Source organism: Teretinema zuelzerae, assembly GCF_021021555.1.
Classification (GTDB): domain Bacteria; phylum Spirochaetota; class Spirochaetia; order Treponematales; family Treponemataceae; genus Teretinema; species Teretinema zuelzerae.
Map to the genome: position 1 here is coordinate 219,771 of NZ_JAINWA010000003.1, position 14,087 is coordinate 233,857.

General features: G+C 46.2%; 11 protein-coding genes. All 11 read right to left on the reverse strand.

Translation table 11 applies throughout. The features are described 5' to 3' along the window. Positions 1–1,055 precede the first annotated feature (1,055 nt). Positions 1,056–4,052 (reverse strand): hypothetical protein, encoded by a 2,997-nt coding sequence (locus K7J14_RS08295; protein ID WP_230755210.1) that lies wholly within the window; start codon positions 4,050–4,052, stop codon positions 1,056–1,058. Next, positions 4,049–6,001: a hypothetical protein gene (locus K7J14_RS08300; protein ID WP_230755211.1), complete on the reverse strand. Its 1,953-nt coding sequence runs from the start codon at positions 5,999–6,001 to the stop codon at positions 4,049–4,051. Before K7J14_RS08300 ends, K7J14_RS08295 begins: the two co-directional genes overlap by 4 nt. 288 nt (positions 6,002–6,289) lie before the next feature. Further along, on the reverse strand, positions 6,290–6,679 hold the full coding sequence (locus K7J14_RS08305; RefSeq protein WP_230755212.1) for a hypothetical protein: 390 nt from the start codon (positions 6,677–6,679) through the stop codon (positions 6,290–6,292). A 15-nt stretch (positions 6,680–6,694) separates the two neighbouring features. Next, entirely contained in the window at positions 6,695–7,663 is a 969-nt protein-coding gene (locus tag K7J14_RS08310; protein ID WP_230755213.1) for a phage tail tube protein, read from the reverse strand. 28 nt (positions 7,664–7,691) lie between these two features. Further along, positions 7,692–8,129, reverse strand: coding sequence for a hypothetical protein (locus K7J14_RS08315; RefSeq protein ID WP_230755215.1), 438 nt, complete (start codon positions 8,127–8,129; stop codon positions 7,692–7,694). Between the two features lie 3 nt (positions 8,130–8,132). Further along, positions 8,133–8,606: a hypothetical protein gene (locus K7J14_RS08320; RefSeq protein WP_230755217.1), complete on the reverse strand. Its 474-nt coding sequence runs from the start codon at positions 8,604–8,606 to the stop codon at positions 8,133–8,135. Next, complete coding sequence (locus K7J14_RS08325) at positions 8,603–9,127, reverse strand: hypothetical protein (protein ID WP_230755220.1); 525 nt, start codon at positions 9,125–9,127, stop codon at positions 8,603–8,605. Before K7J14_RS08325 ends, K7J14_RS08320 begins: the two co-directional genes overlap by 4 nt. An 85-nt stretch (positions 9,128–9,212) precedes the next feature. Then, a complete protein-coding gene (locus K7J14_RS08330) occupies positions 9,213–10,385 on the reverse strand; it encodes a phage major capsid protein (RefSeq protein WP_230755222.1) in 1,173 nt (390 codons plus the stop codon). Between the two features lie 10 nt (positions 10,386–10,395). Beyond that, complete coding sequence (locus tag K7J14_RS08335; protein WP_230755223.1) at positions 10,396–11,109, reverse strand: HK97 family phage prohead protease; 714 nt, start codon at positions 11,107–11,109, stop codon at positions 10,396–10,398. 30 nt (positions 11,110–11,139) lie between these two features. Next, a complete protein-coding gene (locus K7J14_RS08340) occupies positions 11,140–12,414 on the reverse strand; it encodes a phage portal protein (protein WP_230755224.1) in 1,275 nt (424 codons plus the stop codon). A gap of 15 nt (positions 12,415–12,429) precedes the next feature. Next, on the reverse strand, positions 12,430–14,043 hold the full coding sequence (locus K7J14_RS08345; RefSeq protein WP_230755226.1) for a terminase large subunit: 1,614 nt from the start codon (positions 14,041–14,043) through the stop codon (positions 12,430–12,432). Positions 14,044–14,087 lie beyond the last annotated feature (44 nt).

Genomic DNA, 14,087 nt, shown 5'->3' on the forward strand with positions numbered 1-14,087 from the left:
TCCGAATGGACTACTTCCAAGAGTAAAGGTGGTTCCATTGGTTGAATAGGCAATCTTTCCAGCATCACCAACGGCGACCCACATTCCATTCCCATATGCAATATCCTGGATGCTAGATGTACCAAATGGACTAGTTCCAAGAGTAAAGGTGGTTCCATTGGTTGAATAGGCAATCTTGCTTCCACCAACGGCGACCCACCTTCCATTCCCATATGCAATTGACCTTATGGTATCTGATCCGAACACACTTGATAGTCTTTCCCAAACAACGCCCGGATGTGATTCCACGCCATCATTTGCCTGAACACACCCAGCAAGCGTTAGCGCCGCGGCTCCGGTTGCCAGCATTCGAGTCCAGAAGTGCTTCATCCAAACCTCCCTTGTTCCATCCATGCCTAAATATTCTTGCATCGCGAATTCATACTCGCGTGTTGCATCATTAGGATAGCGCGGATTCTTCCCCATGTAAATCTGTCTTGTGCCCGGAGTTGATCCAGATCGTGGGACGAGAGTATTTCCGGCTATAGATGCGACGAATTCCTCGAACTGGATTTCCAGCGTCTTTATTTTCTCTGCCATCAAAACATTCGTCACAAGCACATCATACGCCGCATCGATGTCGGCCGGGATCGCCACACCATTCGCCTTGTACACTCGAGCTGATGCCGCGAGATCGATCAGCGCCATTGACCGGTACTTGAGGTAATCCTCGGTTCTGGGAGCCTCCCAGTAGTAGCCGTCGAACACCCGGAGCGCCTTGATTGAATCGCTCGTACCTGCCTGTACCAGTGTCCCGCCGCGAACGAATACGCAGTCCCCCGGCCGCGCCCTCTTCCCTACCGCAGATGCGGAGAACTTGTACGGCGCTGAGGTTGTCTGGTAGAGCGATACCGAACCGGACCCGTTTGTAACCGCCCCGGCGATACCAAGGAACTGCTGCTTGAGGGCGATTCGCACATCCGAGAGTCGTACCGCACGGGGATAGAGGGATACCGATTCCGTTACCTCGGCGCCGGTGTTTATCATCTCGCCGATCGCAAGCCAACTGGCTTCCGTTAAGGCGGTGAACGTCCCTTCAACAATACTATACCATGTCTGGTTTGATATCCTGAAAAACCCCACAACCGGGACACCGCCAGCGACAGGGAGCAGGATGTACCCGTCGAGTGCATAGTTCGGATTAAGCATGTTATTATTGACGGTGAGTTTCTTTTCATCGAAGTAGATAAATCCGGGAACGTCGGCGGCGACTCCTGCTGTCGTAAACCCGTGGATATAACATTCACCATCGTTGATATCTGCGAAGGCGGCGTATCCCTTTTTAACGCCGATGCCGAGCGAGGATTGCCCTTGGGGCCGGTAGCACCGGTTGGGCCAGTAGACCCTTGCGGCCCTTGTATAGCCGTCGGGGTCCACGGAGAAAGGCCTGTCTGGCCGGGCGATGCGCGCGCGAAAAGAGGCTGGGTGAAGAAAAAGTATGAGTCGGAGCCTGATATTGTACCGCTCTTTCTAAGAATAAGCCGTGCGTAAACCGCATTTGCCGGCGCGGTTGCAATACCCCCAATAAGTTTATATGCGGTTAGATATTTTCCGCCGGCCATCTCCCCATTATTAGCATAGAGAGGTGAGTTTCCAACCGTAGCGCCCGAAACATCGTACCAATAAACAAACACCTCGGCCTTACACCTATGCGCTCCAGACCTCACCTGATATTCGTATGTCTCCCCACCGATTACCGGAATTGACCTTGAGTGTAGGTCGCTATATCCGCCGGCGGTTGCGGACGATTGCCTAATATATCCGGTAAGACCGCCGAGTAGGTTCCAGTCCAGGCTCAGATTTACTCCAAATGTAGAAACCGGCGAATTTGCTCCAAATACCCACCCATCCGTACCGTTTTCCAGTGTAGAGTTATAGCACTCGTTACCGTTTGCGCCGCGAATTCCCTGCTCCCCGGTAGCCCCCGTCTTCGCCTTCGTGATGGTCTGGGTCTTCGTGAACGAGAACGAAACACCAGCCGAGGTCTTCCCGGTAATGGTATAAAGGATAGTTGCGATAGCGGTACCGGCTGGCATCTCGGAGTGAACGGCTACGGTAGCGAATGCGCCTGAGTCGGAGATTCCGCCCGGAGTAATTCCGGTACCGGCCGCTGTTACCTTCCATGATCCGTTTGCGGTGCCGACTCCATCGTAAGCAAGCAGGGTCGCCCCTTCGTACACCCGGATTTCCGTACCTGATCCGGTGTAACTGGTGACGTTGCCGTCAGCGTCGGCGGGTACGGAGTGCGATTCGTTCTGTAGGATGCCGGAGATTGCGGAGGCACCGGTAGAGCCGGGGGTTCCGGTTGATCCATCGGAGACCACAAGAACGGTCAGGGTATCAAGGAGCGTGGTAACGCCCCCGGCCGCGTACAGCTCGCACCGAATCCCATTCACTGATGAGTCAGTCGGCGTGCGGGTTTTACCCGTGGCGTTCGCCGATGCCGTTTCCTTGAGCACCCAGCTTGATCCGTCGGTTGTCTCGTAGATTTTCCAGTATCCCGCATACGGGACAGGAGCGGCGGTACCGGTTGTAGAAAAGAAAGAGAACGATGCGGCGGCGGGAGTGAACACCCCGGCAACGCTTTTTGCAAGGACGGGAGAGGCGGAGGAGATTGAATAGACGGTGGCCGGAAGCCCCTGCGGGCCGACAGTATTATTCTTCGGAGGGGCGATTCTCTCAATTTCTTTTTCGGTTACGGTTGCCGCGCCAACTGCTTCAATAGAGTATTCATACGATTTTGACGTTATCGATTTATACCTGGTGATTTTCTTTACTATCCGGCACTTTTGAGAAATTCCAGAAAAGGTTTGTTCCGAAAGTGTAACGAATGAGCCGACAAGTAAATCGGCTTTTGATTTTACGGTATAAGAAAAATCGAGATTGTTGAAATAATTATAGAGTAGATCAGCAAGTTCTTCGGCTGCAGAAGTCGAATTAAGATACTGGGCATCATATTTATATTTTTTCTTTCCACCCTTATTACTGGTTGTGATATTAGTTTCATTTTCAGCGTATACGGTCGTTGCTGTGATTCTCAATTTTGTTATTGAACACGGTGAGGCTCCCGCGGTAATTTTCAGATCGGCATACAAGCCAAGATCTGTAAACGAAAGTGTACTACTTGGGCTTCGAACTACATCCGGAGCCGCGCCAACGACCAGCAGTATTTTTTCTCCGGTCTGTAATTGATACTGGGATAGTACCGCCTGGCCATCACTGGAAGACGGATATACCGCCCCTGCTTCTACCGTGATATTGCAGGGGTTCGTATCGTCTGCGCCGGTAGTATCTTCAAAGACAACCGTATTAGATAGAGTCTTAACGGACTTCCAGTTCACATTTATCTGATCGTAGCGAGTTCTATTTTTTTCCAAACGAACGACGCAAAGATCGGAAATAATGGGAGCAACATCAGACCCTGTGTTAATCAGTTTGTATAGTCGCAAGCTACCTGATTCATCGATGTAAAATGTATATCCGAAATCGAGAAGCAACGGTTTAAGAACAGAGTAATATTGAACATCATCAACATCCCGGATTACTTTAAAAATCTTTTTTGTATCAAGATCGCCCAAGTAATATGAGGAAGTGACAAATACAATTCCAGCGAGTGAACAAATATCTGAGACCACTGAGATTGCAGATACATTATTATAAACGGTTTGTTTACCGTTTAATGATTGCCAGGACTTCTTAAGCTTTTTATTTAAACAATCTTCTGCAACTAGACTTATCTGTTGCCTGCCTTTTGCATCAACGCCAAAAGACCAGTTATCGGTCAGAAATCCTGTGAAAACAGGAACACCGCTTTCTGTAACGAGACATTCAATTTCGTCTATAGCTGTTAGCAGATCATCATAAATATTAGATTGCTGTAACAGCGAAAAATTAAAGGTCGCGCTCGATGGTTCCAGAGCACGAAAAAGGGGCTTTGTGAAAACCATCGACTCGATGATTACATCATTGGTTACGTCATACCCTACATCATTAATTACAAGATTTATTGTCATTGATTGTAATACCCCAAGGTGTCCAGTTCATCTCTCAGCATCAACGTGAATTCCTTCATTCCGTTACTGCCGACTAACGGTGCGTTCTGATAAATATTTATGATTATGTTTTGTGATCCGGTATAGGTTGCTCCGCCCGAACTTGAGTTGTTCATACTATTGACCGTTCCACCGCCAGCCGCAATAATTTGAGCTCCGGTTAAAGCTTGTAGTTTTTCATCTTCCAAATTCAATTTGGGGATTTTATCAATATCCACAAAAGGAAGTCTATTCAAGGCTCCTATAACTTTATTAGCCGCCTCGATAAAAAAGTTCGCGATTGCCTCAACGATATCGATCATTCCATTCTGGAATGGAACTAATGCCTTGTTATATACCCATATGAATGCTTCTGTAATAAAACTGATTACCGGCGCCAGCATTTTCAGTGCCGGGGCAATAAGGGTCCCAAGGAACTCACCTACAATTGTAAGAATCCCAATTAAAGGAGTCAGCAAATCATTAATGATCGGGCCGAGAACATTCATTATACCTTGCAGGATTACGCCGAACGGATTAAGAATCGCTTTCACCGTCGTAAGAGAACCGATCATTCCGGTTATCCCACCGAAAAAAGAATCGAGGCCTCCAACAACCTTTGTGATTACATCTCCCATTTTTCCCATTCCATCGAATGGGTTAAATCCGAATCCAGGTGTTTGAACTTCGGGCTTGCTGGTCGCACCGGCTCCGGAGAAGTCAAGCAAAGAACCGCCAGTCCCAAGGCCATTATCTGCCCCAGGAAGAAGAGAAAAACGGAGCTTTGATATATCCTCTCCGAAGAGATCGGAAACATTCAATCCGCTTGAAACACCAGAACCAGAGCCACTTCCTTTTTTACCCTCCTCAGTGACCTTGGTATTTTTTTCGAGTTCGGCGGTTAGATCATTTATTTCCTTTTGCAGTTTTTCAAGAAGAGCGACATCTTCTTTAGATGTCATTCTTGATCTTTCCCTGGAAAATTCCATATTGTATTTTTGACGATCAGCATTTGAATTTCCGGAGTATCGATCATAATCAAGCGCGCGTTGGTTCTTTAACCACGTTTCGAAACTCCCAAGACCTTGACTTCGCAGACCAATTTCCATATCAGTTTGCAAATCGGATGCCTGATTTTTTTTATCCTTTATACGATCAGAAAGCGATGCATTCGCGCCTTCCTTCATGACTTTCTGATGAAGGCGGCTGGCTTCGATTGCGTCATTGGTTCGATCGATCAGCTTTTGAAGCCAGTCAAGCATCGGAGAAAACATATTGAATGAATCAGTCCCGATGTTTTCTTTCAGGTCTCCGAACGACTCCGAAAGATTTCTGATTCTTTGAGCGGCACCACCGGCCAGTCTGTCCGTCATATCCTGCAATCGTTCGTTGATTATTTCAGTCGCCGCGCCAGCCTTCGCCTGCGATTCCGTCAGATTTCCAAGTTCTGGGATAAGCTTAGAAAGTCGCGCAGAAACCTTCCCTTCGAAGGTATCAGCAAGCAGGAGATATGAGGAATTCAAATCCTGCCCGGTTGCGTTAGCCAGGTTAACCGACGCCCGCGTGATTGCTTCTATCTGTTCATCTGATTTTCCAAGAGCAGAAAGAGCCGAAACAACATTATCAATGTCATCCTTTGAACCCTCGTAGCTCCTTCCCATCGTGTCGATCACATCGGATAAACGATCAAAGCTATTTCCAAGACGCAATTGAGCGCGTTCGGCAGTTGCGAAATCAGATATACAAGCCCCGGTGAAATCTGAAATTTTCTTCGCGAGAACTGTGAACGCGGTAATAGATGCAAATTTTGTTAGGGTATCCGAGAATGAACCAGCAGATTTTTCACCATCGGCGAAATTCTTTTTCACGCCACTAATTGCTGATGAGGTTTTATCCTGTGCGCTGATTATAAACTTTGCTTCTGCTGCCATGACTGTATAGTCAGGTCAGAGAAGAAATAAGCCCGGGGATTCCGGGCTATTTCTGTTTCGATTTCAGGTAATCGATATATTCATTTTTTATTATGTCCAGTATAAACATCGTGATTGCGCCCTGTTCAAGGTATCCTCCTGGATATGGATAATGAACATAGTAGGCATTCTGGTTATCAATAAGGCTGTAAAGCATTTGACACCAGAATAGATATTGATCACCTCCCTCAGATAATACATCATCTGAAATACGCCCATAATTAAAATAATCATGGGCCACATTATGGATTAATCTGTTTTCTTCCCCCGATCTGAGCTCTCCTCCTCTTTCATCTCGGGCATGATAATAAAAAGGACTTTCTCATAGTATTGCATGACTACATGTTCGAACATTTCAATCTTGGAAAGAATTGTCTCGACCATCTCCTGGCTCGAATACTTTTCATTCTCGGATTTGTATCCGTTGTGCTCTACAATCAAGTTCGGCAGGAGGTCCACAAGCGCATACATCGACTGTGAAGCTGATCCGCGGGTAACCCGCCACTTTTCTTTCAGATCGTATAGCTCGGTCGTTGAAGGCTCTCTGAGTTCTACGAAACAATCCTCCGGCGATCCGCCGAGAAAGTTCCCTATTAAAATCTTTGTTCTAATCAAATACCGGTTCTTTTCAATAATCAAAATAAGCTCCTTTATTTAAAAGATGGTTGCGATGTCGGAAACGACAGTCACCGTACACGGGGAAACGCCATCTTTTTCCAAAGCCACACCGGTTATAGATACAGTAAGATCTTCTTTCCCATTGATGTTCGGAAGACCGCCGTTAATCAACACGGCAGGAAGCGAAATTTCAAACTGGTGTTTTATACCAGCTTCTATCTCCTCCGGGCTTTCAAAGGTCAACTCGACTTCTACCGTGTCGCCGGTTTTATACTTCGTCTCGATTAGCGAATTCGCGGCCGCGTTGAACTTCGTATCAAGAGTGACCGAATACTCCCGGATCCCATGACCACCTTCGGAAGGAAGCAAGCCGGAACCAAGGGTATGATCTCCGACAGTCGCGGCATTGTTCCCTGAAAAGACAACATTCGTTACATCGGCGAAGGGTGTCCCATCAATCGCACAAACACCGTTAACGAATTTGTACGCTTTCTTCGAAGGTTTCGGAAGGGTCGTAATTGTCCCGGTTTCTTCCGATTTGCAAATTGCCGTTACCTTTGTTCTGATGTAATCCTTCGACTTTGCAGAAATCTCAAAGGTGCCGACCTGACATCCGGCATAGGCTTTGACATGGAGCTTACGGTCAACAATTGCTGTAAAACTCGGCAGCGCGACATTCGCCCCGACTGGAGTAATAACATGGTCTTTCGCTACGGTCGCGCCGTCATGGGAAACCGGAGCGGCCTGTAACCCAAGGGCCAAGGCGAAAAAAGAAACTGCGTTCTCTGGTTTCAAAATCGAGTCGTATCCGCCAGAAACATTGAAAGCCGCGATATCCTTATCGCGCGCGGAAATCGAGCCTATCACAGAATCTTCTTCGATGAATTCCGGTTCCATCTTGAACGACTCAGACAGAAAATTGATGTTCTGGGTTGCCGGAACCTTGGTACCCCAGACAGACTCTTTTCCGATTTGCAGGGTTGTATCTATACCGTTAATATTCATTATGACTACCTCTCCCTTTATAGTCAGATCACCAAACGATTTCGCACGAAAGCATAAAGGCCTTTATCGAAGAATTTCCTTCCATTCCGTCGAAATAATCTCCGCTTTTTATATCAATGGTCCCGATCCCGGCAAGATTCAAATCAGCGATAAAAAGGTCTTTTAACGCTTTTCCATATCGGAGAACTTTCTTGTAGAGAATCTCCGGAGCACTATTACGACACACCATAAGTAGATCAAGAGAAAGCGACTGCTCATAATCGCTGATACTTAAATCAGAGAATGAAATTGAATCAGGATTGATGAAAAGCGTATTCGCAGCGGAATGTTTTGCGATATCACAATCACCAATGACAATGTTTGAAGTCGATAAGTCAGGAAGCGGAACTTCTTCTGTTGAAGCCGTTAGATATAACGGAAGTTCCGCAACGATGTAAGCTTTAAAACTCTCGAGAAGTTCTTCCATTTCTTATTTTCCCTCCGCCTGCTTATTGAACTTAACGATTGCCTTTTCAAGAATCTTGTCGATGTCTCCCTGGAGTTTTCCGGATTGGTAAGAGCCAACGCCTTCGGAAAAAAACGGAGCTCGCGGTAAAGTAATGCTTTTTGTTTTTACCCAGGTGTCCCCGACTCGATATGTCAGGTACTTATATTTTTTTGATTGAATCGTTGATCCGCGTTCGAACGCTGTAGCGATGTATTGTTTTGTCGGGCTATACACAATTGCAAAGCCCTTCTTTCTGTTCGTCTTTACTTTATACGATTTATATAAACCTCCGGTCGGCTGCCGTAAATATTTCTTGTATCCTCTTTTCACCTCTGCAAGCGAAGCGCGACCGACCGCGCGGAGCATGTCGATTTTATAAAATTTTGTCGATGCTCCAAGGCGTTCAAGCTCACTGATTGCATTTTTGAAATCACCTTGTACATTTATTACGATCATACCAGCGCCTTGAATAATTTGTACTTTTTGATATTTTTCAGGTAACGGTCAAAATTAGAGTAACTGATGAAGGTTCTTGAGCCTGTATTTTGATCACTATATCCAGAAATCCCGACTTTCCCCCGTTCGGTGAGAAGAAGCGAAGCTATTTGAAGAATCACATGCAAGATAGAATCAGGAACTGTTTCAAACCCAGCTTCATAGGATACCGGAATTCGTGACTTAAACGTAAATGTCGTATCGCGAATCGTAACTATATTTTGATTAAGGTCAAAACTTCCCGATTCGTAAATCGTTCCGTCAACGGTGATGGATCCAGAGACAGGAAATGCTTGAAGGTAAAGGTTTCCATCGCCTAGACCAACGACATCATGAGTGTACCCCTTTTTCACCGGATGAAACCCAAGGTACTCGGTTACAATATCTTCCGCGGAAGCTTCGCATTCATTGACGATAGAATCAGTTTCCGGGAATATTGCTGAAAAGTCTTTTATTGCAGATGCTGTCACCAATGCAGCCATACATACCTCTTAAAGAAAAATGCCGGCCTACATGATGTGCAGGAAATCTGAACATCGCAGGCCGGCGCCCTTAACCGCTACCGGATCAGGTCTGCGCTCCGGTCTTCAGATACGCGAAGGAATCGGTGACAATTGCTTTCCCATCGAAGTAGGAAACGCCCTGCAGGTTGCTATTCAGGCTTCCGGCTACCGGGTTGATCATCCGGAGCTCGACGTTCTGAGCAACCGCAACGCCGTAATCAGTGAAGTTACCAATTACCGCGACCTTGCTTCCAGCGGTAAGAGTGGTCGGGGCATTGTCGTTCTCGAATATCTTCACACCATCGAAAGCGAATATTCCATTCTGGAAAGTCACATGAGTGTGATAAATATCCTCAGCCATGATCGCGCCCCAGAAAATGGGATTTATCACGATGGACAATTCTGAACGGAGGAATTTTCCGGTCAGCTTTGCGATGAGTGCGGTGATATCCACGATCTTCGGGCCTCCCGGCGCCGCGGTAGTAGCGTTTGCGGTTATCCCGGTATCCTTGAAAACGCCAAGCATTTCGCCGCTTCCGGTTCCGAAAACGATTTCTTTTGCCATCTTGCGAAGGAATTGTTTGTTGAACATCGGGGCAAGCTTGGCGACAGCTCCGCCGGGGTTCTGCTTCAAGAAGCTGTCAGAAACAGGTACAAAGGCGAGGTACGGCGCCGGAGTAACCACGACAGGAGTAAACGCCGTAGTTGATACGGTTGATCCAGTACCATCTTCGGAAACCCGCTTTACGTTGTCCAGGTTCGGCGAGAACAGAGGGAACTTCGTATTCGGAGCGGCATTTGTCTCCATCGTGATTGCGTTGAGAATATTCGTGAGATCGCCGGGTATTTCGAACACCCTGTTGGAAAACTGGCTGTCTCCATTTGCTCCTACAGCGACCGCGCGTTTCTCAAGCAACGCCGTAGCAATTGCCCGGGACTCGGCCTCTTCTTTCATCTCCACGGCAGCCAGCTCAAGCGCCCTGGTTTCGGCGACGACTATTCCGGCAACGCCTGGCGCCGGGGGGGCCGAACGAGTTTCCGGCGCCTGCGGGGCCGCGGGGTCTGATCGCTTTTCGGTTGGCTGGGCCGGAGGCTCTTCGGAGTGGAACGCGAGAACTTCGTTTCTGGCTTCGAAGAGTTCTTTTTCAGCCGGCGTAAGTTCTCGGTTTTCTTTCTTGATCTGATCAAGAAGCGCGTCATTCGCCTTCCGGAGTTCTTCAAGTTTTTTCTTGTTCATACATCATCCTTTATCTGGGAATCTCTTTTTTGAGGTTCTCGTAATAGGTTTCCGGAATGACGGCGACTTTCGGTTCCTGAATCTTGTTCTCTGACCTCTTAGTTAAAGACTGCAACGCAGTCTGTAAAGCAACTATGGTTTTTTTATCATCTTCTGAAAACTGATACGATTGGTTCTGCGCCCGAAGCAAGAGTCCTTCTAGTTCTTCGAATCCTGAGTCTTCGAAGGCTTTCGACCGGGCCTGCGCCTGTGCTTCGGGATAAGCCGGAAAAACGACGAAAGAAATTTCGATCAGTTTCACATCCTTGAGCGTTCTCAGGGCGGGTGTTACGGTGGTATCCCATTCATCGATGAGCGTATAAAAACCGAAAGAGATACTGGTTATATTCCCGGTTCTCACGTTCTCGTAAAGATCGTTTGCATAGGATGTATTTGCCAGTTCTACTTCGAAATGGAGTCCATCAGATTCAGATCGAAGCTTAAGGGTCTCGTTCTTTACGCGGCCGAGAATTTTGCTCCGGTCATGATCGATGAGACATTTAACGTCCGCACCATCATTCAGAGTATGCGCGAATGCGCTTGGAGCGATTACCTCAAAGAAACCGCCCATATTTTCAGAACGCGAAAGATACGGAATCACACCCGTAAGAACTTTCGCAGCGCCTTCCTGTTCCCGGATTTCAATTTTCGCCTGGTATTCGCGCAGTTCATATCTCTTTGCCATTATCACTAGCTCCCTTGTTATATAGTCAGATCAGGATTTATCATCTCCGCTTTTATTATGCTTGGATTCTGCCGCCGACTTTTGAAGAGCAAGTTTTGACTGTGCGAGAACCGCCCGAACATTATCATCCGTGAGCGGCATAATATTGACCGGTATAAAATGAACGTTACCAGCATATGCTTCATCCAAGGCCGGCATGTTTTCTTTCGCGCGGATTTCGTTAACAGAATAAATACCGCCCTCAATCGCGGCACGATAAGCTGTATATTTTGCCGACATTGAGACGGTCAGGATTGGATCGGTCGAAGTCTCAAAATAATACCGCTCTTCTTCGTAAGGCGTGAGAAGTTGATTCAGGTATGTATCGATGAGCCTGATCCAGGGGGAAAGTGTGTACGAAAGGAAAAGCTGATTTGTTTTTTCAAGGTCTTCGGTTCCGGTCCCGGTTAAAAGTGGAAGCGGCAAATTGAAAACCTTAGCGATTTCTTTAACCTGCATTTCACGAGACTCATTCAACTGAGCGTCTCGGTTGCTTGATATATCCACTGGCGTTCCCTTCGTTTTTGGGAGCATTACGAGGGCCTTCCCTGCGTTAGCAGGTCCAGTGCCATGATTTGCATAGTACCGCCCGATGTTGTTCAAGGCGGTCGTTGTTTTATCTTCATCCTCCCCATATTGGTTAAGATACTCCGTTGTGTCGATTAACAGCCCTGTATTAATTCCGTTTCCGATTGAATTCTTTGCAAATTCGTCAAGGGTATTACCAACTTCAACGGCATATTTCGCCGCTTCCATAGGCGAGTGTCCGACAAGTCCATCGTAATGTAATGAGGGGATATGAAGGATTTGTTCAGCTGTATATTCAGTGCCGGCATATAAGAAAATCTTTCTTCCTGTTTTATCACGAGTGACGTTCACATAAACGGGATTGAGGAATCGTAATTCGATAATATTTCCTGAACCATCCTGAGCTTTAAAGATGAACGCATTTCCATTTTCAAGCAAATACCTGATCAGGCGGTATATAAAGGTGAAAACACTTTCTTCTCCGTTCGGCTTCCTTTTCAGTAACGTAAAAAGAGGATGCCAGGTTGCGCGGACACGGCTATCATCATTTTTTTTAAAATACAGAACAATCGGAAGCTTTGCGATTGTTCCGGCAATGAGATTTATAGCAGCCGAAACAGTTGGATTTGCAATATTTGAAGTATACAGCGAAGGGCTACCAAAATTTAAAAGCGGATAATAAAAATCTGTTTTACTACTACGGGTTTCCTTCGTTATGTTCCATCCGAATATTTTCATAGACATATAGTCAGATCAGAACATCAGCGAATCAAAATTGATAATGGTCTTTGCGCTCGTTTCTTCCGGCATATTTCCAGCGGCAAGGGAGACGGCCATCACGCTTGTAATTACTCCATCGATGCGGGATCCGGATGTTTTATCCTCGTTCACTTTCGTAAGTTTCAGTAGGTTTTTCGGCAACGTCTTGCATTGGGCGTTCGACATCATCCATTTGAAAACCGGATTATTGTCTAAATCTGTAATATTTCCCCTGGATATTTCTCTTTCAAAAAGCGAAATAGGACCGCTCATATTCAAGTGTGATTGCGAAAACTTATGAACCAGGTCGGGATATAAGGCGGATATTTCTTGTGCTCGATACGGATCAACACCAATTGCGCGAAGATTGTATTTTTCTAAATCGTCGTTGATGTCTTCGTACAGGTTTTCCATGTCGATCATTTCACCATCACATGGTTTTATAAATCCTTTTTCAATCCAGTCAAATATATGTTTCGAATCTGATGCGAATCGCTGGGTTACGGTTGCATCTGGAATATAAAACTTATGTCGTAAAATAAATCGTCGAAGTACTGGGATAAACCAGCAAAGCGTATACGCGGTGAAGTCGTTTTTTATTGATAAGTCGATAGCGCCGAAGCATGGATATTCCGTTAAGTCCAGAGCTTTGCTTACTTCATCCGGCTCAGCTTTTTTTAACACTTCCGGAGTAATCCATGAGTCGAACGATTTCAAGAAAATATTACAGTGTTTGGTCATAAACTCGGCCCGTTTGGATCCGGAGTTTTTTGCATCCTGTAGCTGAGAAAGTAAAAAAGACTCCTTTACGGAAACATTGAGATTTGGATTCGCCTTGATAAAACAGGTCGGGTCGTCCCATCGATCTTCTTTATCGTATTGATAGATGATCGTAAAAAAGCGTTCATCTTCCAAAGCGCCGGTTAAAATCTTTCTGGACTTTTCATACTCCTGGTAACCGGGGGATTCGAAGTTATAACCGGCGGTTGTTATTTGTACCAGTGCAGGATTACGCCGGGATCCCATTGAAGACTGAACGACATCAACAAGGTAAGAATCCCGCATCGCGGCCACTTCATCGGCAAGTCCATAAGATATCGACATTCCATCTTGAAACTTTGATTCCTTCGAAAGGCAGAAGAACCGCCCGGCGCTCCCCTTGTTCTGGATTTCAGCTCGATAGACAGTAAGCAATTCTTCAAGGTCAGAGTTTTTAGCAATTATTTGCTTGAGATTTCGGAGTATAATTTGAGCTTGTTCTCTGGTTGTGGCAAAACTACATACCTGGGCTCCTGGTTCGGTTAAAAGATTCTCAAGAGCAAATCCGGAAAAGAGAAAAGATTTTCCGTTTTTACGTGCTACCATGATGAAGGCCCGGAGAAATCTTCGGCTTGTCGGATCGATTTTCAATCTCCATCCGACGATATTTGCAATTATGAAACACTGCCAATCGGACAATACCAGGAACTTATTATTGAACTCGCCTTCAAACTGTTTTAATAGTTCCAGGAAAGCGATCATTTTATCCGCGCGACGCTCATCAAAATAATACGGATAGTCTGATTCCTTAGACCTTTCAAGATCAGAAAGGAATCGTTTAACGGACAAGTTGACCAATGAACAATGGGGAATTCTATTATCTATGATATCAG